The 21,657-nt window shown below is 70.8% G+C and carries 24 protein-coding genes and 1 pseudogene; 13 read left to right on the forward strand and 12 right to left on the reverse strand.

Features of this window, described 5'->3' with window-relative positions; all coding sequences use genetic code 11:
- The gene (locus tag AB0F91_RS42140; protein ID WP_360607282.1) at positions 1-846 is read left to right on the forward strand and encodes an oxygenase MpaB family protein; all 846 of its coding nucleotides are present in this window, start codon (positions 1-3) and stop codon (positions 844-846) included.
- A gap of 1 nt (position 847) precedes the next feature.
- On the opposite strand, the gene AB0F91_RS42145 is transcribed toward AB0F91_RS42140, so the two are convergent.
- The gene (locus tag AB0F91_RS42145; protein WP_360607284.1) at positions 848-1,387 is read right to left on the reverse strand and encodes a CGNR zinc finger domain-containing protein; all 540 of its coding nucleotides are present in this window, start codon (positions 1,385-1,387) and stop codon (positions 848-850) included.
- Positions 1,388-1,442: 55 nt separating this feature from the next.
- Between AB0F91_RS42145 and AB0F91_RS42150 the strand changes: the two genes are divergently transcribed.
- Complete coding sequence (locus tag AB0F91_RS42150) at positions 1,443-2,297, forward strand: alpha/beta hydrolase (protein WP_360607286.1); 855 nt, start codon at positions 1,443-1,445, stop codon at positions 2,295-2,297.
- 26 nt (positions 2,298-2,323) lie between these two features.
- Here the strand turns inward: AB0F91_RS42150 and AB0F91_RS42155 are convergent, their stop codons facing one another.
- Positions 2,324-3,181, reverse strand: a complete 858-nt coding sequence (locus AB0F91_RS42155) for an LLM class flavin-dependent oxidoreductase (RefSeq protein WP_360607288.1) — start codon at positions 3,179-3,181, stop codon at positions 2,324-2,326.
- Positions 3,182-3,192: 11 nt separating this feature from the next.
- On the reverse strand, positions 3,193-4,212 hold the full coding sequence (locus tag AB0F91_RS42160) for an aldo/keto reductase (protein WP_360607290.1): 1,020 nt from the start codon (positions 4,210-4,212) through the stop codon (positions 3,193-3,195).
- 183 nt (positions 4,213-4,395) lie between these two features.
- On the opposite strand from AB0F91_RS42160, the gene AB0F91_RS42165 reads away from it, so the two are divergent.
- Complete coding sequence (locus AB0F91_RS42165; RefSeq protein ID WP_360607292.1) at positions 4,396-4,872, forward strand: hypothetical protein; 477 nt, start codon at positions 4,396-4,398, stop codon at positions 4,870-4,872.
- A 270-nt stretch (positions 4,873-5,142) separates the two neighbouring features.
- On the opposite strand, the gene AB0F91_RS42170 is transcribed toward AB0F91_RS42165, so the two are convergent.
- From AB0F91_RS42170 to AB0F91_RS42200, 7 genes and pseudogenes are all read right to left on the reverse strand, one after another.
- A complete protein-coding gene (locus AB0F91_RS42170) occupies positions 5,143-5,274 on the reverse strand; it encodes a hypothetical protein (RefSeq protein WP_360607294.1) in 132 nt (43 codons plus the stop codon).
- A gap of 163 nt (positions 5,275-5,437) precedes the next feature.
- A complete protein-coding gene (gene purU / locus AB0F91_RS42175; RefSeq protein ID WP_360607296.1) occupies positions 5,438-6,310 on the reverse strand; it encodes a formyltetrahydrofolate deformylase in 873 nt (290 codons plus the stop codon).
- Between the two features lie 15 nt (positions 6,311-6,325).
- A complete protein-coding gene (locus AB0F91_RS42180; protein WP_360607332.1) occupies positions 6,326-6,694 on the reverse strand; it encodes a mycothiol maleylpyruvate isomerase in 369 nt (122 codons plus the stop codon).
- Positions 6,695-6,697: 3 nt separating this feature from the next.
- Positions 6,698-6,916 (reverse strand): annotated as a pseudogene (locus AB0F91_RS42185) (maleylpyruvate isomerase N-terminal domain-containing protein); the annotation flags it as partial.
- A complete protein-coding gene (locus AB0F91_RS42190; protein ID WP_360607298.1) occupies positions 6,828-7,616 on the reverse strand; it encodes a DedA family protein in 789 nt (262 codons plus the stop codon). The gene AB0F91_RS42190 and the pseudogene AB0F91_RS42185, both read right to left, overlap by 89 nt.
- 136 nt (positions 7,617-7,752) lie before the next feature.
- Entirely contained in the window at positions 7,753-8,553 is an 801-nt protein-coding gene (locus tag AB0F91_RS42195; protein WP_360607300.1) for a class I SAM-dependent methyltransferase, read from the reverse strand.
- Entirely contained in the window at positions 8,532-9,032 is a 501-nt protein-coding gene (locus AB0F91_RS42200; protein ID WP_360607302.1) for a DUF2505 domain-containing protein, read from the reverse strand. The genes AB0F91_RS42195 and AB0F91_RS42200 overlap by 22 nt, the downstream gene beginning before the upstream one ends.
- Positions 9,033-9,057: 25 nt before the next feature.
- On the opposite strand from AB0F91_RS42200, the gene AB0F91_RS42205 reads away from it, so the two are divergent.
- From AB0F91_RS42205 to AB0F91_RS42235, 7 genes are all read left to right on the forward strand, one after another.
- On the forward strand, positions 9,058-10,128 hold the full coding sequence (locus AB0F91_RS42205) for a UDP-N-acetylmuramate dehydrogenase (protein WP_360607304.1): 1,071 nt from the start codon (positions 9,058-9,060) through the stop codon (positions 10,126-10,128).
- A 394-nt stretch (positions 10,129-10,522) separates the two neighbouring features.
- Positions 10,523-11,695: an Ig-like domain-containing protein gene (locus AB0F91_RS42210; protein WP_360607306.1), complete on the forward strand. Its 1,173-nt coding sequence runs from the start codon at positions 10,523-10,525 to the stop codon at positions 11,693-11,695.
- A gap of 21 nt (positions 11,696-11,716) precedes the next feature.
- Entirely contained in the window at positions 11,717-12,538 is an 822-nt protein-coding gene (locus AB0F91_RS42215) for an alpha/beta hydrolase (protein ID WP_360607308.1), read from the forward strand.
- 22 nt (positions 12,539-12,560) lie between these two features.
- Positions 12,561-13,868 carry a D-inositol-3-phosphate glycosyltransferase gene (gene mshA, locus AB0F91_RS42220; RefSeq protein ID WP_360607310.1) on the forward strand — a complete coding sequence of 436 codons (1,308 nt, stop codon included), beginning with the start codon at positions 12,561-12,563 and terminating at the stop codon, positions 13,866-13,868.
- The gene (locus AB0F91_RS42225) at positions 13,865-14,377 is read left to right on the forward strand and encodes a YbjN domain-containing protein (RefSeq protein ID WP_360607312.1); all 513 of its coding nucleotides are present in this window, start codon (positions 13,865-13,867) and stop codon (positions 14,375-14,377) included. Before mshA ends, AB0F91_RS42225 begins: the two co-directional genes overlap by 4 nt.
- Positions 14,378-14,445: 68 nt before the next feature.
- Entirely contained in the window at positions 14,446-15,573 is a 1,128-nt protein-coding gene (locus AB0F91_RS42230; RefSeq protein ID WP_360607314.1) for a DUF4349 domain-containing protein, read from the forward strand.
- Positions 15,574-15,817: 244 nt separating this feature from the next.
- On the forward strand, positions 15,818-16,567 hold the full coding sequence (locus tag AB0F91_RS42235) for a phosphoglyceromutase (RefSeq protein ID WP_360607316.1): 750 nt from the start codon (positions 15,818-15,820) through the stop codon (positions 16,565-16,567).
- A gap of 304 nt (positions 16,568-16,871) precedes the next feature.
- Here AB0F91_RS42235 and AB0F91_RS42240 read toward each other — a convergent pair whose 3' ends face one another.
- Complete coding sequence (locus AB0F91_RS42240) at positions 16,872-17,795, reverse strand: hypothetical protein (protein ID WP_360607318.1); 924 nt, start codon at positions 17,793-17,795, stop codon at positions 16,872-16,874.
- Positions 17,792-18,439: a DNA-binding response regulator gene (locus AB0F91_RS42245; protein ID WP_360607320.1), complete on the reverse strand. Its 648-nt coding sequence runs from the start codon at positions 18,437-18,439 to the stop codon at positions 17,792-17,794. Before AB0F91_RS42245 ends, AB0F91_RS42240 begins: the two co-directional genes overlap by 4 nt.
- A 100-nt stretch (positions 18,440-18,539) precedes the next feature.
- Between AB0F91_RS42245 and AB0F91_RS42250 the strand changes: the two genes are divergently transcribed.
- The 3 genes from AB0F91_RS42250 to AB0F91_RS42260 all read left to right on the forward strand — a co-directional run bounded on the left by AB0F91_RS42250 (position 18,540) and on the right by AB0F91_RS42260 (position 21,507).
- Positions 18,540-19,424 (forward strand): aldo/keto reductase, encoded by an 885-nt coding sequence (locus AB0F91_RS42250; protein WP_360607322.1) that lies wholly within the window; start codon positions 18,540-18,542, stop codon positions 19,422-19,424.
- A gap of 137 nt (positions 19,425-19,561) precedes the next feature.
- Positions 19,562-20,821: an ATP-binding protein gene (locus AB0F91_RS42255; protein WP_360607324.1), complete on the forward strand. Its 1,260-nt coding sequence runs from the start codon at positions 19,562-19,564 to the stop codon at positions 20,819-20,821.
- On the forward strand, positions 20,818-21,507 hold the full coding sequence (locus AB0F91_RS42260; RefSeq protein ID WP_360607326.1) for a response regulator transcription factor: 690 nt from the start codon (positions 20,818-20,820) through the stop codon (positions 21,505-21,507). The genes AB0F91_RS42255 and AB0F91_RS42260 overlap by 4 nt, the downstream gene beginning before the upstream one ends.
- The last annotated feature ends 150 nt before the right edge of the window (positions 21,508-21,657 follow it).

The following is a 21,657-nucleotide window of genomic DNA, read 5'->3' on the forward strand; positions in this document are numbered from 1 at the left end:
GTGGCGCCGCCGGTGGTGCGGGGCACCGCGGCCTGGCAGTACTTCGGCGACTTCCGCGACGTGCTGCTCGCCGGGCAGGTGCTCGTGTTGCAGGTGGCGCACCCCGTGGTCGCGGCCGGGGTGCGGGACCACTCGAACTACACCGAGGACCCGTGGACGCGGTTGATGCGCACGGGGGCTTCCCTGTCGATCTACGTGTACGGCGGCGCAGCCGGGGCGCGGTTCGAGGCTTCGCGGTTGCGGGAGCTGCATCGAACATTCACCGGGATGGCCGCCGGGCGGCGGTACAGCGGGCTGGATCCGGGGGCTTACGCGTGGGTGCATGCGACGCTGGTGAAGGTTCCCGTTGATGTGCAACGGTTTTTCGGGCGTCCGTTGAGTCCTGCCGAGCTTGACGAATACTACGCGCAGATGTGCGACGTCGGCCGGGTGCTCGGAGTACGGGAGCGGGATCTACCGCCGGACTGGCCCTCGTTCGAGCGGTACTACGACGAGATGGTCGCGTCGTTCCGGCCGAACGAGACGATGACGACGTTGTTCGAGACCATCCACACCGTGCCGAAACCCGTGCGGTGGCTGCCGGATCGGTGGTGGCCCCGGCTCCGGGACGCGCAGGCCGCCGGGCAGCTGTTCTTGATCCGGGCGACGTTGCCGCCGGCTTTGCGGGAGCAGCTCGGTCTGGGTTGGACTGCGCGGGACCAGCTGCGGTTCGCGCGGTTCTGCCGCGTGACGCGGATTGCCGGCTGGTTGGTGCCCGCGCCGTTGCGGACCGCGCACATGCGGTGGATCGGCAAGCTGAACGTGTGGCTGCGGGCCCACCCGTGGGCGTACCGGCTGATCCGCTGACTCAGCCGCGGGTGCGGGCGTAGTGGGCCCGGGCCTTGGCGCGGTTGCCGCAGCGCGACATCGAGCACCACTGGCGAGTCCTTCGCGGTGATGCGTCCGCGAAGCGCAGGCCGCAGTCTTCGGCAGCGCAGACGCGAACGTCCACCGGGCTCGTCACCAGCTCGATCACGTCGGTGGCGATCAGCGCGAAGGCGGCAGCGACCGGGTTGCGCGGGCTCGGTGCCGCTTTGCGCAGCTCACCGCCCGACAACCGCAGGCGTGCGTTGGGCAGTGGCTCCTCGACGGCCCTGTTGACGAGCTCGACGTCCCGCCGTTTCGGTGCGGTGGTGACCAGCCGGTTCACTGCTTCCCTGAGCCATTTCGCCGTTTCGAGGTCTTCCTCCGTGACGGAGACCTGGCCCGGGACGAGGCCGGCGAGCGAGAGCCATTCGGCGAGGGCTTCAGTCGACGTCAGCAGCTCGAACCCCTCGGCCTGGTGGCGGTTGCGCAGCGTGTTGACGAGGTCGAGACACGGCCGGCCGCCGTCGAAGACCCACTCCATGGGTCCCATTCTAACCCTTGTCACCGGTTAGCCGCTTCCGGTAGCGTCTAACCCCATGATCCGGTTAGAACCCTCGATGGCCCAGGTCGGCGACCTCCGGATGCACTACCTGCGCGGCGGCGACGGCCCACCCGTGTTCCTGCTGCACGGCTGGCCGCAGACGTCTCATTGCTGGCACCGCGTCGCGGGCCCGCTCGCCGAAACCCACACCGTGATCGCGCCCGACCTGCGCGGTTACGGCCGCACCGACAAACCGCGCGGCGGCTACGACAAGCGCACGATGGCCGCCGACCTCGCTCAGCTCGCCGAGCAGCTGGGGTTCGACCGGCTGGCCGTGGTCGGGCACGACCGCGGTGGCCGCGTCGGGCACCGCTGGGCACTGGACCGGCCCGAGCAGGTCGAGCGCCTGGCCGTCCTCGACATCGCGCCTACGCGCGAGATGTGGCAGCGGCTGGATTCCGATGTCGCGAAGGGCTACTGGCACTGGCTGTTCCACCTGCAGCCCGACCTGCCGGAACTGCTGGCGGGCAGCAACATCGCCGCATATCTCGGCTACTTCTTCGAACGCTGGACGTTCCAGCGCCAAGGCCTGCCCGCCGAGGACGTCCACGAGTACGTGCGCGCGTTCTCCGCCCCGGGCGCCCTGCGCGCCGGCTTCGACGACTACCGCGCCTCCTTCCCGGACGACGCCACCCTCGACGACGCCGACTACGCAGCGGGCAAGCGCCTCACCCAGCCCCTGCTCGCGATGTGGGGCCAGTCCGGCCTCCTCGGCAAGCTCCCCACGCTCGACATCTGGCGCGACTACGCCGACAACGTCACCGGTGTCGGCCTCCAGAACTGCGGCCACTTCCTGCCGGAGGAACAGCCGGAGGCGGTGGTGTCACACTTGCGGGAGTTCTTGGGTTAGGAATTGATCAGCACGTGGGCTCTCGGTCAGCCCTTGGTCAGCTCATCGACGACCCAGTGCGCGACCCCCTCGGGGAACGGCGACGGCAGGCCGAGCACCACGTGTTCGAAACCGGCGTTGACAGCCTCGGCGACGGCTTTGCGCGTGAGGCCAGGGTCCTCGTAGGACACCTGCAGGTGGATCGAGCGGCTGATCTCCGCGGGGTCGCGGCCGAGTTCCGTGCAGTAGCGGTCCAGGAGCGCGCTGCGGCTGACGCAGTCGTCGAGGTCGCCGCCCGGGATGTTCCAGATGTCGGCGTGGGCGGCGGCTACGCGGAGAGTCGCGGACGCGCGGCCGCCGATGACGATCGGCGGGTGGGGACGCTGCACGGGCTTGGGGTTGCCGAACGCGCCCGTGAGCTGGACGGTTTCGCCGGTGAAGTCGAAGGGCGCGGTGTCCGTCCACAAGCGACGGATGATCGCGCAGGCTTCGGCGAGGGCCTGGACCGCGCGCGTGGTCTCGTGGAACGGCAGGCCGTGGGCTTCGTACTCGCGCCTCGCCAGCGGATGGCTCGGGCGTGAGCCGACGCCGATGCCGAAGTCCAAGCGGCCGGCGGAAACCACGTCGACGGTCGTGGCGATCTTGGCCAGCACGGCGGGCGGGCGGAAACGATTGCTGGTGACCATGAGGCCGAGGCGCAGGCGCGAAGTTTGCGCGGCGAGGGCTGAAAGCAGCGTCCAGCCTTCGAAGATCGGGCCGCCGGGGTCGCCGGCGATGGGCAGGAGGTGGTCGAAGAGCCAGGCGTGCTCGATCTCCGGCAACGCGTCGGCTTCGCGCCAGACGCGCACGAGGTCGTCGTAGCCCACCTGCATCGGGGCGGTCATGATGCCGAACCGAGGTGACATGGGAAGTCCTTTCAGCGCCGACGCAGGGCCGGATCGAGCAGGGCGGGAGGGGTGTCGAACTTCTCGTGCGCGGCCAGGTCCACGCCGGGCGCGACGATCTCGTCGATCGCGTCCAGCACGTCGGCGGACAGCACGGTGTCGGCGGCCGCGAGGTGCGAGCGCAGGTGCTCCAGCGTGCGCGGGCCGATGATCGCGCTGGTCACGGCCGGGTGCGCGGTCACGAAGCCGAGCGCGAGCTGAATCAGTGTGAGGCCGGCGTCGGCGGCGACCTTCGCCAGGCGCTCCACGGCTTCGAGGCGAGCCTGGTTGGCGGGCAGCGCCAGGTCGAACCGCTGCGGCAGGACCTTCGAGCGGCTCGTGGTGATCTCGCGCCCCTCGCGGACAGCGCCCGACAGCCAGCCCGACGCGAGCGGGCTCCACGCCAGCACGCCCAGGCCGTACGCCTGCGCCATAGGCAGCACGTCGGCCTCGATGCCGCGTTGCAGGATCGAGTAGCTGGGCTGCTCGGTGACGTAGCGGCTCAGGTGGTGCTCACGCGCGGCCCACTGCGCCTGCACGATCTTGTACGCGGGGAACGTCGACGAGCCGAAGTAGCGGATCTTCCCGGCGCGCTGCAGATCAGTGAGCGCGGAAAGCGTCTCCTCATCACTGGTCGACGGGTCCCAGCGGTGGATCTGGTAGAGGTCGACGTGGTCGACCCCGAGCCGGCGCAGGCTGTTGTCGAGCTCGGTGACGAGCCAGCGCCGCGAGCTGCCGCGGTGGTTGCGCTCGTCACCCATCGGCATGGCGGCCTTCGTGGCGAGCACGAGATCGTCGCGGCGGCCGGCGATGGCCTTGCCGACCATCACCTCCGACTCGCCGGCGCCGTACATGTCGGCCGTGTCGACGCCGTTGATGCCACCTTCGAGCGCGGCGTCGACGATGGCCGTGGCGTCGTCCTGCGTGGTACGGCCGATCGCGCCGAAGTTCATGGCGCCGAGCGAGAGCGCGCTGACCTGCACGCCGGTGCGACCCAAGGTGCGGAACTGCATGGGATGGTCCTCCGGAGAGAAAACGGAACGTTGCTCCACTAACCATACGGAGCAGCGTTCCACTTTTCAAGGACACAGTGCGAGGACACCCGTACCTCGGGGTCCGCATCTCCGGACCGGGGGTAGACCTTCCCCCGGCTCCGTGACGATTCGACTGCCGTGACCTCGCTACCTTTTCCCGCGATGGGGACCACGAAGAGGACGGCGCTGCTGATGGTGCTGTGCGCGCTGGGGATCGGGCTCGGCGGCGGCACGGCGCGCGCCGACGGGACGCCGGTCGGCGCGGACATCGAGGTGGCGCAGACACTCGGCGCGCGCGAGCTGACCGTGATCATCCGGCGGATCGACGTGACACCGGGCGACCTGCACGTCGACATCGCCACCCACGCGGGCACCGCGCCCGGCTCGCCGCACCTGGCGGCGGCCGCCGACGGCGTGATGTTCTCCCGCGGCGACGTGGTGCTCGGCGCGACGCCCGGGCTCTACTCGGGTACGGTCGGTGTCGCGGCTTCGCGGGCTGGCGCTTCGGCGGCATACTCCGCCTGCTCGCCCCGGCTTCGGAGGTGCGGTCCCATGCGTAAGAGCCTGCCGGCGCTGGGCGCGGTCATCGGCCTGCTGCTCTCGCCACCACCCTGCCGGCCAACGCGTACGAGCCGGTGAACACCGTCCACACCGAACGCGTGCAGGCCGAGCCCTACGGCCTCACGTCGGCTTCTCGACGTGGCCACTGCGGGCATGCAGTCGCTCGACTTCACCTTCATCCCCGACTGCGGCACCGGCACCACAACGGGCACGCTCGCCATGCACAACCCGTCCGCCACCGCGTTCCAACGGCCACAGCCGCTGGCGCGCCACCCGCGCAAGCGCGACGTCGGGGTCTGGACATCCGCGCCCTTCCGACGGAGGACACGTGGGCGTTCCGCTTCACGATCAACGGCCCCAGGGCCAGGGCACGGCCGAGCTGAAGACCCCGCCGGTCCTGGCCCAGCCGGGGCCGCCGATGGGGTTGAGCTGGGCGATCAGCAGTCGGCCGTTGATCGGTTTTGTCGTGCTCGTGGTCATCGCCTCGCGCCGCACCTGCGGTCGGCTGCGGGGTGCCAGGGTGCCGCCTGACTCACCTGCCCCGGAGCACCCCAATGTGGCGTTGGTTGCGTCGAGCGCACCCAAGGCGGCGTTCGGTGCGTTGAGCGCACCGAACGCCACATTGGGGGTGCTCGGGACCGGGCTAGAACACCATCGTCCGGTTGCCGTGCACCAGCACGCGACCCTCGAGGTGCCAGCGCAGGCCGCGCGCCAGCGTCACCTTCTCGATGTCACGGCCCTTGCGCACGAGGTCGTCGACGGAGTCGCCGTGGTCCACGCGGATCACGTCCTGCTCGATGATCGGGCCGGCGTCGAGGTCGGCCGTCACGTAGTGGCAGGTCGCGCCGATGAGCTTCACGCCGCGTACGTGCGCCTGGTGGTACGGCCGCGCTCCGATGAACGACGGCAGGAAGCTGTGGTGGATGTTGATCGCCCGCCCGGCCCACTCGTCGCACAGCTCGGCCGGCAGCACCTGCATGAAGCGCGCCAGCACCACGGCGTGGGGGTCGTGCTCGTCGACGAGCTTGCGCACCTGGGCGAACGCCTCAGCCTTCCCGTCGGCCGGGAACGGCACGTGGTGGAACGGAATCCCGTGCGCACGGGTGATGTCCGCCAGCGAAGTGTGGTTGCCGATCACCGCCGCGATGTCCACGTCGAGCTCGCCGGACGCGACGCGTCCCAGCAAGTCGTACAGGCAGTGCCCGGCCTTCGAGACGAGCACGACCGCGCGCGGGCGCTCACCCGTGTCGCGCACCTGCCAGCTCGACTCGGCGGACAGTTCCTCCGCGACGGCCGCGAACCGCTTCCGCAACCCGTCGGCGTCGAACGGCAGCGACCCCGCCAGCACCACCTGGCGCGTGAAGAACCAGCCCGAGTCCGGGTCGGTGTGGTACGCCGCCTCCACGATCATCCCGCCGTGGTCGGCGAGGAAGCCCGAGATGCGGGCGATGATGCCGGTGCGGTCGGGGCAGCCGAAGGTGAGCACGTAACGCTGGGGATCAGGCACGCCCACCATTCTCGCCGGTGCTGGTCAGGGCGCCGCGAGGGGCTCGGTGAGTGCGACCCGGCCCACCATCCGCGCCGTGTTGGGGCGGCCCCAGAGGGCGCGGTAGACGTCGTCGGGCGAGCCGGAGATGGTGAGATCCGCGGGGCCGTCGCCCAGCGCCGGCACTTCGCCGGAGCGCAGAACCACTGTCCACGCGCGGTCTCCTGCTTCAATCCGCACGACGCCGTCCTGACGAGCGGCCCGGCGCGGAACGAAGAACGTCAGGAACTCGTCGATGCCGTCGACCGCGAACACGTCCGCGTACCGGGTGGCCGGCGGCTCGGCCAGGGCGCTCTCCGCGTCCAGCCGGTGGATCGCCGTCTCGTGCGCCAGGCGCCGGGCCCAGCGGCCCACGGTCAGCAGTCCGCCGCCGGGAAACGGAGACCGCACCGGGGTATCGGCAGGCAGCCGGAGGGCTTCGCGGACGGCGAGGCGCTGGCCGTCCCACCGGCCGAGCGCGTCGGCCCAGTCGGTGGGCGGCGGCGGGTCAGCGGGTCGGTCCGTGATCGCCGCGACCGTGGACGAGAGCACTGTCGCCAGGTGCGTCACCAGGTCGTGCATCGTCCACTTCGGACAGTTGCGGAGGCGTGCCGACGGGCCCGCTGTCAGCGCGGCCGCCTTCAGCCGGTCCGCGTGGATGTCGATCGCCTCGGTCAGGTGCATCGCTCGACCGTAGCCGTCGCAACCGAAGGCGCCGCCCGAACTCGATGAGAGTGACCAGGCCGAGCCCGAGGAGGAACGACAGGAGCAGGCCCTTGACCGGTTCGTCGGCGAACGTCGTGCCGCCGACCAGGCCGATGAGCACGCTGTAGGCCGACCACACGGTGGCACCGACCGCGTCGAGCGGCAGGAAGCGGCGCAGCGGGTAGCCGAGGCTGCCCGTCGCCAGCGCGCTCGCCACGCGGCCGCCTGGCAGGTAGCGCGCCGCGATGATCAACAATGGCGCCTGCCGCCGCACCTGCTCGCGCGCCCACTCGTGGCGCTGCCGCCCCGACGGCCCGCGCTGCAACCGCGCGATCGCCCGCGGTCCGGCCGCCCGGCCCACCGCGTAGCCGAGGCAGTCACCGGCCCACGCCCCGGTCGCCGCGACGAGCGCCAGCAGCGCCAGTCGCTCGGGGGCGGGCCCGAGGAGGACCGCGACCGTCACCACGGTCGTCTCGCTAGGCATGAACGGCAACAGCGCGTCCAGGCCCGCGACCACGAACACGAGCACCCAGAGCCACGGCGACCCCAGCGCGCCGTGCAGCAGGTCGGTGACGTGGTGAAGCAGTTCCACCTGCCTATCGTGATCACCGCAGGTCACCGCCAGGTGACACCGCGGGGGTGGGTCGGTGAACAGGTGGGATTCGTACCCGGACGACGCATTCGCACCCGCACTGATCAGCCCAGTCCGGCACTCTCCGTAGCCACTTTCAGAGCGGGTTCACGCTGTCCCACGGCACTGTCAGCTCGCCCAGCCGCCGGCGCTCCGGCCGGCCGAGCAACGGCCAGCCCCGGGCTTGCAGCATCCCCACCGTCGACACCCACCGCGCCCGCACCCCGAACGACCGGTGCGGCGCCGCGGCGGCCCAGCAGTCGTCCAAAGCGGACAGGAGCGCGTGCACCGGTTCGCCGGGAACGTTGCGGTGGATGAGAACCTTGGGCAGTCGTTCGGCCACAATGGACGGACGAGCCAGCTCCGCGAGCCGCACCGACAGCGTCAGTGACAGCGGGCCGGCCGCGCCCACGACGACCCACGACGCCAGCCGCCCGATCTCGTCGCAGGTGCCCTCGACGATCAGCCCCTCGTCGGGCATCGCGTCGAGCATCACCTTCCACGCGCCGGCGACCTCGTGCTCGGCGTACTGACGCAGCACGTTGAACGCCCGCACCACCACCGGCCGCGCGCCGGCCAGCTCGAAGCCGCCGCGGCGGAAGTCCAGCCACGGAGGGTCCGCGGCGCGGCGCGCGAACGCCACTCGCTCCGGATCGATCTCCAGCCCCAGCACCCGGACGTCGGCGCGGACCCGGCGTAGCCGGCGCAGGAGCTCGATGGTCGTCACGGGTGACGCGCCGTAGCCGAGATCGACCACGAGCGGGTCCGGCGCTCGCCGTAACAGCCGCGTCACCGCGGGGTCGCTCGCGAGCCAGCGATCGACTCTGCGTAACCGATTGGGATTGGTGGTGCCCCTCGTCGGGGCGCCCACCGGGCTCAAGCGTGCTCGGCCAGCCACGACGTGGTGAAGTCGGCTTCGCGGGCCAGGAGGTTCGTCACCTGCTGGGCCACGAATTCCTCGATCTTCCCGCCGAACAGCGGGATCCGCACCGTCACCTCGCCGGACGTCCGGAACTCCACGCGCTCGCCGCGCGGCGTCAGGAAGGTCTGCGCGCCGATCTCGCCCGGCACGCCGCTCACGCTGACGTCGACCTTGCCCGTGTACGCGTCGCCGGAGCGCTGCCACACCTGCTTGCGGTGCACGACGATGTCGCCCCGGTGCAGGGCCTGCACGGCCTGGGGCAGGCGTTGCGCGGCGATGCCGTGCCGCAGTTCGTAGCGCACGGTGTCGCCGTCGACGGCATGTGAAAGGAGTGCGGCGTTGTCGCCGCCCAGCTCCTTCAGGCGCGCCCGCAGCGCGTCCTCGCCGGACACGGCGGCCAGCACGGCCGCGAGTCCGGCGGAGAACTCGGCACGGTGCTCGATCCGGGATCCCATGGGCCGGACAGTACCGTTAGGCAGCGTGAACCCCGTCGAAACGCCCGCGCCGCCGCGCCTCGCCGAGTACACGACGCTGCGCCTCGGAGGGCCCGCGCGACGGTTCGTGCGGGCCTCGACCAGCGACGATCTCGTCGGCGCCGTGCGCGCGGCCGATGCCGCCGGCGAACGCGTGCTGCTGCTCGGCGGCGGTTCGAACCTCGTGGTGGCCGACAGTGGTTTCCCCGGCACGCTCATCCAGGTCGCGAACACCGGCTGGACCTGGGCCGGCGACACCGACGACATCGTCGAGGCAGCCGCCGGGCAGGAGTGGGACGCGTTCGTGGCCGGGCTCGTCGAGGCGGGGATCGGCGGACTCGAATGCCTTTCCGGCATCCCGGGATCCGTCGGCGCGACGCCGATCCAGAACGTCGGCGCGTACGGCTGCGAGGTCGCCGAGTCCATCGTCTCCCTCGAGCTCTACGACCGCGCCGCGCGCGAGGTGCGCACGGTCAAGGCCGACGAGCTCGGCTTCGCCTACCGCACCAGCGTGCTGAAGGGCACCGACAGCGGCGTGGTGCTCAGCGTCCGCTTCCGTGTCGACCCGGGCGGCGAGTCCGCGCCCATCCGCTACGCCGAGCTCGCGCGCACGCTCGGTGTCGAGATCGGCGCGAAAGTCCCCACCGCGGCCGCGCGCTCGGCGGTCCTGGACCTGCGCCGCGGCAAGGGGATGGTCCTCGACGCGGCCGATCACGACACGTGGAGCGCGGGCTCGTTCTTCACGAACCCGATCGTCCCTCCGCCCGATGTCGAGGCTGTCCTGCGGCGCATTGTGTCCGTCGTCGGCGAGGACACCGCTGTGCCTCAGTACCCGGCCGACGGCGGCGTGAAGCTCTCCGCCGCTTGGCTGATCGAGCGCGCCGGCTTCGCCAAGGGCCACCCGGGTCCCGGCGGCCGCGCCGCGCTGTCGACCAAACACACCCTCGCCCTCACCAACCGCGGCACCGCCACGACCACCGACCTGCTCACCCTGGCCCGTGAAGTCCGCGACGGTGTCCAGTCCCGCTTCGGCGTGACCCTGCACCCGGAACCGCTGCTGATCGCCTGCTCGCTGTGACCGCGGCCATGACGTTCGTCGTGCGCCGAGCATCCGGCGCCGGGCCGTACCCCTGCCCTTGGTGCGGCGGGTGTCGTCGTCACGCGGTGGACGCACGTGCGCGATGTCCCCGGGCGAAACGGCGCCGAACGCGGCGAAGTTGTGCCGGGCGGCGGTGAGGCCCGGCTCACCGTCCGTAGTGACAGCTCGCCCGAACCCTGCGCTGAACCGGTCACAACCCCGTCACCAGCAGGCGAAGCCGGGAACCGCCACCTCGACGAAACGTCTTGTCGACATGCCGCCCGGGGGCCAGGGAATGGGTGAACCCGGCCGCGGCAGGTAACGTCGAGTCGCTCACCGGCGCTGACAGCGTGAAAGCATCCGCCGGTGTGGGGGAAACGGGAGGTTCACGGGGATGGAACGGCGCACGGTGTTCAAGGCGGTGCTCGCCGCGGGGGCGGGGGCGCTCGCGGCCGCGTGTTCGACCACCACGAACGGCACGGCGCTGCCGCTCGGCGGGAGTGGTGAGGACGGTGGCAAGCCCGCGGAACCGGTGGCGAAGATCACCGCCACTCCGGCCGCGGACGCGAAGGACGCGGACGTCCGCGAGCCCGTGGTCATCAAGGTGACCGACGGCAAGCTCAGCGAGGTGAAGGTCACCAACTCCGACGGCGACGCGGTCGAGGGCGACCTCGCGGACGACGGCCTCACCTGGAAGAGCTCGGAACCCCTCGGCTACGGCAAGACCTACACCTACGCAGCCAAAGCCACCGGCACGGACAACCGGCCCGTGGAGCTCAAGGGCTCCTTCGCGACGGTCAAGCCGGCCAAGCAGCTGCGCGCCACGCTGAACCCGGCCGACGACGCCCACGTGGGCGTCGCGATGCCGATCAGCGTGAAGTTCAAGGAAGCGCCGAAGGACCGCGCGGCCGTGGAGAAGGCACTGAAGGTGAAGACCGAAGTCGAGGGCTCGTGGGGCTGGCTCTCGCCCACGCAGGTGGACTGGCGGCCCAAGGAGTACTGGCCGGAGAACACGACCGTGGAGGTCGAGGCCAATCTCTACGGCGTCGACCTCGGTGGCGGAGCCTACGGCAAGGCCGACGTCACGACGAAGTTCAAGATCGGCCGCAACCAGGTCGTGAAGGTGAACACCCCCGACCACGTGATGAAGGTCTACCGCGGCGGCTCCGAGTACAAGAGCTACCCGTGCGCCAACGGCCTCGACTCCGATGTGAACCGCAACACGCCCAACGGCACGTTCATCGTGATGTCGAAGGAGCCCACGGCGGTGTTCGACAACGCCCGCTACGGCTACACGAACGTCAACAAGAAGTGGGCCTGCCGCATCTCCAACCACGGTGAGTACATCCACGAGAACCAGGACAATGCCGCCAACATCGGCAAGATGAACAACTCCCACGGCTGCGTCAACCTGCTGGAAGCCGACGCGAAGGACTACTTCGACTCCGCTCTCATCGGCGACCCGGTGGAGGTGACCGGTTCGCAGCTGTCCAGCCCCACCGGCTCCGACGTCAAGGACTGGTTCTACGACTGGTCCACCTGGAAGACCCTGTCGGCGGCCAAGTGAAGTCTGCTACGAACTGACGTCGTGAACACCGAAGTGGTCAGTACCTCCGGCGTGCGCATCGCGTTGCGCGTGGAGGGTGCCCAGAACTCGCGTCCGATCGTCTTCGTGCACGGCTGGGCCCAGTCGTCGCGCGCGTGGACGGCCCAGCTGGCCGACCCGGCGCTCACGGAGCGGTTCCGCCTGGTGGCGATGGACCTGCGGGGCCACGGTGCGTCCGACGTCCCGGCGGCCGGCTACGACGACCCGCGCCAGTGGGCCGACGACCTCGCCGCCGTGCTCGATTTCGCCGGCCCCGACGCGATCGTCGTCGGCTGGTCCTACGGCGGCCTCGTGATCGCCGACTACCTGCGGGTGCACGGAACCGCACGACTGGCCGGGATCGTGCTCGTCGGGGCCATCACGGAGATCGGCCGCGGCCGCGAAGGCGGTAAGACCGGATCGGTCATGCGGGCTGCGCTGCCCGCGGCGCTCTCGGACGATCCCGAGGTCGCCGTGCCGGCGTTGGTCGAGTTCAGCCGGGCCCAGGCGAACGCCTCGGTGCCTGGAACGTTCGCACAAGCCCTGCTCGGGATGACTTTGGCGGTGCCGCCGGCCGTGCGCGCGGCGCTGTTCAAGCGCGACGTGGAGAGCTCGGAAGTGCTGGCCGAGATCGACAAACCGGTGCTGGTCGTGCACGGCACGGCCGACCGCGTGGTCGATCCGTCGGCAGCGGAATATTCGGCTGGGAAGATTCCGGGGGCCGTTCTGCGTTGGTTCGTTGATGCGGGGCATCTGCCGTTCGTCGAGGACGCGGGGGAGTTCAACTCCGCGCTGCGGCGGTTCTCCGGGGAAACAGCCCAGTAGCGCACACAGGAGTAGTGACCAGGTGACCATCTCCTCTCTGTCGGGGTTCCGCGCGGCGCCGCGTCGTATCGCGGTGCTGTCCGTGCACACTTCGCCGCTTGAACAGCCGGGCACCGGCGACGCGGGCGGCATGAACGTGTACGTGCGCGAGACCGCCACCGAGATGGCGCGCCGCGGCGTCGAGGTCGAGGTGTTCACGCGCGCGACCTCGTCGGACCAGCCGCCGCTGGCCGAGCTGGCGCCGGGCGTGACCGTTCGCCACGTGCAGGCCGGCCCGTTCGAGCCGCTGGGCCGCGACGAGCTGCCCGCGCAGCTGTGCGCGTTCACCTCGGGAGTGCTGCGTGCCGAGGCGTTCCACGAGCCCGGCTACTACGACCTCATCCACTCGCACTACTGGCTCTCGGGCCAGGTGGGCTGGCTCGCGCGCGACCGCTGGGGCGTCCCGCTGGTCCACACCGCGCACACGCTGGCGAAGGTCAAGAACTCGCTGCTCGCCGACGGCGACAAGCCCGAGCCGCGCACGCGCGTGATGGGCGAGGAGCAGGTGGTGGCCGAGGCCGACTGCCTGGTCGCCAACACGCAGGTCGAGGCGCGCCAGCTCGTGGACCTCTACGGCGCCGACCCGCACGCGGTGCACGCCGTGCCGCCGGGTGTCGATCTCGACCGCTTCACGCCTGGTTCGCAGGCGCTGGCGCGCGACGCGTTCGGGCTGCCGCAGGATGCCCTGGTGCTCGCGTTCGCCGGCCGGATCCAGCCGTTGAAGGCGCCGGACGTGCTGCTGCGCGCGGCCGCCGAGCTGCTGACCCAGCGGCCGGAGCTGCGCTCCAAGCTCGTGGTGCTCGTGGTCGGGGGGCCGTCGGGCACCGGGCTGGAGCAGCCGCAGGCGCTCAAGGAGCTGGCGTGGACGCTGGGGATCCAGGAGCAGGTGCGGTTCCTCCCGCCGCAGCCGGGGCAGAAGCTGGTGAACGTGTTCCGCGCGGCCGACGTGGTGGCCGTGCCGAGCTACAACGAGTCGTTCGGGCTCGTGGCGCTGGAGGCACAGGCCTGCGGCACGCCGGTGGTGGCTGCCGAGGTCGGCGGGCTGCCGGTCGCGGTGCCGCACGGCGTGTCCGGGCTGCTCGTGCCTTCGCACACAGCCACCGACTGGGCCGACGCGCTGGCGGCCGTCGCGCTGCGTCCGGAACGCCGGCGTGAGCTCGGTGCCAACGCCGTGCTGCATGCCCACCGCTTCTCCTGGAGCCGCACCACGGACTCGCTCCTGGAGATCTACGCTCAGGCCACCAAGGCGTTCCGCGGAGCGCTCGATGCGCGGGCGGAGGTGGCGGTGTGAGCCTGGACGCGACGATCAAGTCCACTTTGGACGCTGCCGAGCTCAAGTACGACCGGCGTGGCGAAGGAAAGTACTTCGTGACGTTGCCGGGTACCAAGAAGCTCCAGACCAACTGCTGGCTCGTGGACGGCGACCACGCGTTCTCCGTGGAGGCGTTCGTGTGCCGCCGCCCGGACGAGGCGCACGAGCAGGTGTACCGCTTTCTGTTGCAGCGCAACGCTCGGCTCTACGGCGTGCACTACACAGTGGACAGTGTCGGCGACATCTACCTCGTCGGGCGCTTCGGCAAGGAGACGGTGACCGACGCCGAGCTGGACAAGATTCTCGGGCAGGTCCTCGAAGCCGCCGACGGCGACTTCAACACTTTGCTGGAGATCGGGTTCGCGTCGTCGATCAAGCGCGAGTGGGACTGGCGCGTGTCGCGCGGGGAGTCGCTGGCGAACCTCCAGGCGTTCAAGCACCTCGTGGCGCCCGAGAGGCCGCACGAGCCGGGCTTGACCGAGTCGTGACTCGGGCCGTGCAACGCCTCTGACGTCGGGGTCCGTCCGTCTGCCAGCCGAGCGGAGGAGGCCGACGGATGAGAACTCGATGGAGATGGGTGCTGGCCGGCGCCGGGTTGCTGGTGGTGCTGGCGGGGTGCACGGCGAACGAGCCGAGCTCGACGGAGGCCGACAGCGGGGTGGCTGCCGGGCGCGCGGCTGTGCCCCAGCAGGGACTGCCTCAGCAGGGGGCGGCGCAACCCGGTGTGCCGCAGCAGGGCCTGACCACGAAGGGTCCGGTGCCACCGGTGGTGGGGGCCGCGGGGACCACCGACCGCAAGCTCGCCCGGAGTGCGCGACTGGACCTCTCGACCCCGAAGCTCGACGACGTCGTCTCGCGGGCACGGGTGATCGCGACCGGAGCCGGCGGGTACACGGGCCAGGAGAGCACGCTGGAGTCGTCCGCGACGCTGAGTCTGGCCGTGCCCGCCGGAAAGCTCGACGGGGTCCTCGACCAGCTGGCCGGGCTCGGCAGGGTCACCAAGCGGGAGCTGAGCTCCCAGGACGTCACCGCCCAGGTGGTCGACGTGGACGCGCGCCTGGCGACGCAGCGCGCGAGCGTCGACCGGATCCGGGCGTTGCTCGCGAAGGCGACCTCGATCTCGGAGATCGCGAGTGTGGAGAGTGAGCTCACCCACCGCGAAGCCGCGCTCGAGTCACTCGAACAGCAGCAGAAGGCGCTCGCGGGGAGTGTCGCGATGGCGACGGTGGCGCTGTCCGTGGCCGCCGCGGTCCTGCCCGGTCCCGGGCAGACATCCGATGACTTGCCCGGCTTTCTCGCCGGGCTTGCCGGTGGTTGGGACGCGTTCCTGACCTTCGGCGGCGGCTTCCTGACGGCGGTGGGGGCGATCGCGCCGTTCGCCGTGGTGCTCGGGATCCCGGCCGGGGCGGTGTGGTGGTGGGTGCGCAAGCGGCGCCGTTCGCGGCCGATCGGTGACTCGGCGGACGCGGCTGTCCCCGCCGGACCTGCGGGAAAACGGGAAAGGCGGGACGGCTCGAGGGAGGGGGGAGTCGCGATCTCGAGCCGCCCCGCTGAAGTTCCCGCCGATCAAGGACCCGGTGACGAGGGGGATGCCAACGGGGCCGGCGGGCCGCGGCTCGGCAGGGGGGAGACGAGCCGCGGTCATAGCCCGCCGTCAGCCGGGGAGTGCGTGGAATCCGGCTGAGCGGGACATGCCAAACCTGTCAGATGTCCACCTGTAATCACAAGACTACTCGTTACTCCATTCGAGTGGACTTCGCCGAGTGGGATAACAGCGCGCAGCACATTGCACCCTTTTCGCGGCTTGTTGGCGGGCTGACTTCTGTTCGAGTGAAGGTGTTACTATGAGGTAACACACTCTCTGTAGAACATCGTTCAAGTGGGACTCACCAGTCACGAACCTGGTCCGCTCTGGCAGGCTGTGGGCCATGGCCGAACTTGGGACGCTGGTGCTGCTGCGTCACGGACAGAGCACGTGGAACGCGGAAAACCTGTTCACCGGATGGGTGGACGTGCCGCTTTCGGGGACGGGCGAGCGCGAGGCTCGCCAGGGTGGCCAGCTGCTGGCCGAGGCGGGGCTGCTGCCGGACGTGGTGCACACGTCGCTGCTGCGCCGCGCGATCGGCACGGCGAACATCGCCCTCGACGCCGCCGACCGGCACTGGATCCCCGTCAAGCGCGACTGGCGGCTCAACGAGCGCCACTACGGTGCGCTGCAGGGCAAGAACAAGAAGCAGACGCTGGAGGAGTTCGGCGAAGAGCAGTTCATGCTCTGGCGCCGCTCCTACGACACCCCGCCGCCCGCCATCGACCCGGCCGACGAGTTCAGCCAGGCCGGCGATCCGCGCTACGCCGACCTCGGCGACAACGCGCCCCTGACCGAATGCCTCAAGGACGTCGTCGAGCGCCTCCTGCCGTACTGGGAGTCCGCGATCGTCCCCGACCTGCGCGCGGGCAAGACCGTGCTGGTCGCCGCCCACGGCAACTCGCTGCGCGCGCTCGTCAAGCACCTCGACGGCATCTCCGACACGGACATTGCCGCCCTCAACATCCCCACCGGCATCCCCCTGCGCTACGACCTCACCGAGGACCTGCAGCCCATCAAGCCGGGCGGGCTGTACCTCGACCCGGCGGCGGCGGAGGAAGCCGCTGCCGCGGTGGCGAACCAGGGTCGCTGAGCCTCACCCAGCCACGGACGAAGGGCCACTGCGCGAGCTGCGTGGTGGCCCTTCGGCGTGCCAGCGGCCGCGCGGGGCGAGCAGCCGGAGCAGCCGCGTCGTGCAGGCGCGGAATCTGCGGTCGAGCGCCTGGCGCCTGCCGCCGAGCCGGCCCGGAACGCGGCGGTGGCTTGATTCCCAGGCGGGAGGAACGGGGGTCGGGTCGCGAAGCCATCCCGCGGCAGACCCGGGGAGTCGCCGGGCCGCGCGGGGCGAGGCCGCCTTGCGCTGAGGTGCGAAGGCCTTTCGGTGTAGCCAGCCCAGGTCAGGCCGCGTTCAGGGGGTCGATCGCCGACACCTTCCAGCTGCCGTCCGGTTGGCGGGCCAAAGTGAGGCGGACGGGGATGGTGCGGTCCTGCGGGCCACCCTGTTGCCGGGTCGAGACGACGGCGTCGAGGAGCACCGTGGCGGTCTTGCCGTCCGCGGAGGCCGAGGACACGGCGGCCGCGGACTGCGGGTTGAAAGTTGCCTTGGCACCGCTGTTTTTCATGCTGCCGACGGTGGTCTGGCGGGTCGCGCGGAACTGCGTGAGGAGCGGATCGACGGCGACGCTCTCGTAGCCGTCGTACACGGCGTCGGCGTTCTGGGCATCGACGGTCAGCAGCACCGAACCGGCGTGCCGGGCGGCGGTGAGAGCGGAGTCGCGGGTGACGGCGGGGCGCGAGGCGCCCGGGTCGGCCGTCGGGCCGAGGGTGCCGCGCGGGTTGAGGTTCAGGTCGCTGACGCGCCAGTGGTCGCCGGCCGGCTCGGCGGTCACGAGGACGACCGCGAGGGCCGCGTTGGTCTTGCCGTCGGGGGTCTGGCTCTGCTGCTTGACCGCGGCGAGCACTGTGGCCCCGCGCGGCGACAGCGCGGCGACGCCCGAATCGACAACGTGCGTCTGCGTCTTCACCGGAGTGGTCTTGATCTGTGCGAAGGTCTGGTCGAACTGCGTGCGGGCGTTGCCGGTGAAGTATTCCTGCTCGTTTTTCGCCACCGCGGCCGTGTCCGTGGAGTCGAAGCTGAACACGGTCTCCACGGCCTTCTTGATCCCCACGGACGCGTCGCTGGTGGCCTTGGCGTCCACGTAGGCCAGGTTGGCGGGTTGTGGCGCAACCACGGCCTTCCCGCCCACCGCGGAGCTGCACCCGGCAGCGAACAGGCCGAACGGGGCGAGCAGGGCCACCGACACCACGACACCACGCCTCACAGCAGACCGGCCTCCTTCGCACGCGCCCCGGCCTGGAACCGCGACGTCGCCCCCAACGCTGCCATCAGCTCCGCGACGTAGCGCCGGTAGGTCCGCAGGCCGACGCCCATCGTGCGCGCCGCGGTCTCGTCGGTGCAGCCGGACAGCAGCAGGTCCAGCAGCCGCGGCGTGTGCCGGCGCAGCTCGGCGTAGCGCGTTTCGAACGCCGCCAGATCCGTCGACGACCGCCACGCGGCCTCGAACAGCGACGAGATCCCGTTGACGAGGTCGGGTCGCGAAAGGACGGTGTAGCTGCGCCCGTCCGGCGTGACCTCGGCGGCGAGGATGGCGAGGCGCCCGTCGAGGATGATCGTCTCGTTGATCTCGCGCTCGGTGATCCGGATCTGGGCGCCGAGCTCGCGCAGCAAGCGCAGGTGCTCGACGCCCGCCGCGTTCAGCAGCACGCTCGGCAGGTAGATCTTGCGCGCCCGCCGGCCCTGCAGGTCCGGGACCGGCCGCACGCCGGTGCCCGGGCGCGAAGCCGCCCAGGTGTAGAGGGTGTTCGCGGCGCACGCGATGTCGGTGGCGCTGCCGAACAGATGGGCGGTGCGGTCGAACAGCTCGCGTTCGCCGCGCACGGTCACGACGTCCTCGACTCGAGTCACGCACCCCAGTGTCACCTCGTGGCGCGGCCGCGGCCACTGCCAGGTGGCAGCTTCCTGCCAATCCGGGCGACGCGAAAGCCGCCGAGCCACGCTTGAACTCATGACCCAGACAGCACTTCCCGCCGCGGCCGCCGGCACGTGGCAGCTCGGTTCCCTGACCGTCAACCGCCTCGGCTTCGGCGCCATGCGGCTCGTCCCGTTCACGGGCGGCACCAGCGCCGACCGCGAGCGCGCCCTCACCGTCCTGCGCCGCGCGCTCGAGCTCGGCGTGAACCACATCGACACCGCGGCGTTCTATTTCACGCCGGAGTTCTCCGCCAACGAGATGATCAACACCGCGCTCTCGCCGTACGCCGACGACCTGGTCCTGACCACGAAGGTCGGCCCCGGTCGCGACCCGTCCGGGGAGTTCTTGCCCTTCGCGCGGCCCGACCAGCTGCGCGGCCAGGTCGAGGAGAACCTGCGCCAGCTCGCGCGTGACCACATCGACGTGGTCAACCTGCGCATCGGCACGGGCCTCGGCCGCGGCACGGGCTCCATCGCCGAGCACTTCGGCGCCCTGGCCGAGCTGCGCGAGGCCGGCCTCATCCGCGAGCTGGGCATCTCCAACGTCGGCCCGGAGCACCTCACGGAGGCGCTGGCGATCGCGCCCGTGGTGTGCGTGCAGAACCAGTACGGCCTCACCGCCGTCCGCGAGGACGACGAGCTGCTGCGCCTCTGCGGTGAACACGGCGTGGCGTTTGTGCCGTGGTTCGCCGTCGCGAGTGGACAAACAGACGAAACCGGTGTGGAAGAGCGCGTGGCGGCCGTCGCGAAGCGCCACGACGCCACCTCGGCCCAAGTCCGTCTCGCGTGGACACTCGCGCAAGGTGATCACGTGCTCGCGATCCCGGGCACGGGCAACCCGGACCATCTGGCACAGAACGTCGCCGCCGCGCAGCTGCGCCTGACGGCTGACGATCTTGCCGAGCTCGACGGAGCGTGAACATCCTGCCGGAAGGTCTCGGGAGGGTGAACGGGGCCTGACACCAGGGCGAACATGTCCCCCGTAGGTGTCACGCGCCTCACGACCGGGCTTCCAAGGCTGGTCCGAAAGGCTACCGGGATGCTTACGATTCCTTTGTGACCACGCCAGTTGCCCTGATCTCGGCCATCGGCGCTCTTGTCGTGGGCGCGGTCGTCGGGTTTCTCATCGCCCGGGCTCGGGCCCGGAAGGAGACGGCACGGCCGGTGGGACCCACCGTGGCGGAGCTCCTCGAACGGCTGATTCGGTCGTCCCAGAGCGGCGTTGTCGTCCTCAACCGCTTCGGTGACCTCGTGCTGCACAACCCGAGGGCCTACGAGCTGGGCCTGGTGCGCGTCAACCAGGCCGACCCGCGGGCCCGGGCCGCCGCCGAGCAGGTGGTGGAGACCGATGAGCCGATGGAGATCGACCTGTCGCCGCTCGAGCACCGCGGTCGGCGCCAGCCGGAGGCGGTGCTCGGCGAGGTCCGCCCGCTCGGCGACGGCTTCACCGTGGTCGAGGCCGTGGACCACTCCGAGGCCATCCGCCTGGAGGCCGTGCGACGCGACTTCGTGGCCAACGTGAGCCACGAGCTCAAGACCCCGGTCGGTGCGATCGCGCTGCTCACCGAGGCCGTGCTCGACGCCGCCGACGACGTGGACGAGGTCCGCCGCTTCGGCAGCAAGATCCTCCGCGAGTCGACCCGGCTGGGCACGCTCGTGACCGAGCTCATCGCGCTTTCACGCCTGCAGGGCGCCGAGCGGCTGCCCGATCTCAATGTCGTCGAGGTCGACGCGGTGGTGCGGGAGGCGCTGGGCCGGACAACGTTGTCAGCGGAGTCGGCGGAGATCACCATCACCACCGACGCGGCGAGCGGCCTGCTCATCGAGGGCGACCGGACTCTGCTGGTCACGGCGCTGTCGAACCTGCTGGAGAACGCCGTCGCGTACTCGTCGCCGGGCAGCCCGGTGTCGATCTCGCGCCGGCTGGCCGACGGCATGGTCGAGATCGCCGTGACCGACCGCGGCATCGGCATCGCCGAGGACGAGCAGCAGCGCGTGTTCGAGCGCTTCTACCGCGCGGACAAGGCTCGCTCCCGCGCCACCGGCGGCACGGGCCTGGGCCTGGCGATCGTGAAGCACGTCGCGGCCAACCACGGTGGTTCGGTGGGCCTGTGGAGCAGACCCGGCACCGGATCCACGTTCACGCTGCGGATTCCCGCGCACGTCAGCCCCGAGCCCGGTGGCGACGGCGCGCGCGGCAAGCAGCAGACCCAGCCCGCCACCGTGGTGCGGCAGGACAAGACCCCCGAGCGGACACCCCGGCTCGTGGCAACCGGGCAGGAGCTCTCCGGCCCAGACCATGGAGGAAACCTGTGACGAGGGTTCTCATTGTCGAGGACGAAGAGTCCTTCGCCGACCCGCTCGCCTTCCTGCTGCGCAAGGAAGGTTTCACGGCCGCGGTGGCCGGGACGGGACAGCAGGCGCTCGAGGAATTCGACCGCAACGGTGCCGACATCGTGCTGCTCGACCTCATGCTCCCGGGCATGAGCGGCACGGACGTGTGCAAGCAGCTGCGCCAGCGTTCGGCCGTGCCGGTCATCATGGTGACGGCGCGCGACAGCGAGATCGACAAGGTCGTGGGTCTCGAGCTCGGCGCCGACGACTACGTGACGAAGCCCTACTCGGCCCGGGAGCTCATCGCGCGCGTGCGCGCGGTGCTGCGCCGCGGCGGCGAGCCGGGCGCGGAGGGCGAGCTGACGCCGCTGGTGCTCTCGGCCGGGCCCGTGCGGATGGACGTCGAGCGGCACGTGGTGACCGTGGACGGTGCCGAGGTTTCGCTGCCGCTCAAGGAGTTCGACCTGCTGGAGTACCTGCTGCGCAATGTGGGCCGCGTGCTCACGCGCGGCCAGCTGATCGACCGCGTGTGGGGCGCCGACTACGTCGGGGACACCAAGACCCTCGACGTCCACGTGAAACGCCTGCGCTCGAAGATCGAGCCCGACCCGGGCTCGCCGCGCCACCTCGTGACGGTGCGCGGCCTCGGGTACAAGTTCGAGACGTGAGCCGCCGCTAGGCCCGACCCCGCCGCCCCGCTGTGGCGTTCGGTGCGCTGAACGCCACCGAACGCGAAACGGGGTGGGTGTTGGCCAACAAACCCCCAATTGGGGGGGTTGGGGTTAAACCCGGGGGGGGGGGCGGGGGCGCCGGGTGGG

Origin of the sequence: Amycolatopsis sp. NPDC023774 (genome assembly GCF_040639695.1) — a bacterium.
Lineage (GTDB): Bacteria > Actinomycetota > Actinomycetes > Mycobacteriales > Pseudonocardiaceae > Amycolatopsis.

Bases quoted from the DNA above. Each gene is read 5' to 3' on its own strand.
- AB0F91_RS42250 (WP_360607322.1), top strand. From the start codon at position 18,540: ATGACCCAGACAGCACTTCCCGCCGCGGCCGCCGGCACGTGGCAGCTC.
- AB0F91_RS42230 (WP_360607314.1), top strand. From the start codon at position 14,446: ATGAGAACTCGATGGAGATGGGTGCTGGCCGGCGCCGGGTTGCTGGTG.
- AB0F91_RS42150 (WP_360607286.1), top strand. From the start codon at position 1,443: ATGATCCGGTTAGAACCCTCGATGGCCCAGGTCGGCGACCTCCGGATG.
- AB0F91_RS42235 (WP_360607316.1), top strand. From the start codon at position 15,818: ATGGCCGAACTTGGGACGCTGGTGCTGCTGCGTCACGGACAGAGCACG.
- AB0F91_RS42200 (WP_360607302.1), bottom strand. From the start codon at position 9,032: ATGGGATCCCGGATCGAGCACCGTGCCGAGTTCTCCGCCGGACTCGCG.
- AB0F91_RS42210 (WP_360607306.1), top strand. From the start codon at position 10,523: ATGGAACGGCGCACGGTGTTCAAGGCGGTGCTCGCCGCGGGGGCGGGG.
- AB0F91_RS42165 (WP_360607292.1), top strand. From the start codon at position 4,396: ATGGGGACCACGAAGAGGACGGCGCTGCTGATGGTGCTGTGCGCGCTG.
- purU (WP_360607296.1), bottom strand. From the start codon at position 6,310: ATGGTGGGCGTGCCTGATCCCCAGCGTTACGTGCTCACCTTCGGCTGC.
- AB0F91_RS42145 (WP_360607284.1), bottom strand. From the start codon at position 1,387: ATGGAGTGGGTCTTCGACGGCGGCCGGCCGTGTCTCGACCTCGTCAAC.
- AB0F91_RS42155 (WP_360607288.1), bottom strand. From the start codon at position 3,181: ATGTCACCTCGGTTCGGCATCATGACCGCCCCGATGCAGGTGGGCTAC.
- AB0F91_RS42160 (WP_360607290.1), bottom strand. From the start codon at position 4,212: ATGCAGTTCCGCACCTTGGGTCGCACCGGCGTGCAGGTCAGCGCGCTC.
- AB0F91_RS42170 (WP_360607294.1), bottom strand. From the start codon at position 5,274: ATGACCACGAGCACGACAAAACCGATCAACGGCCGACTGCTGATCGCC.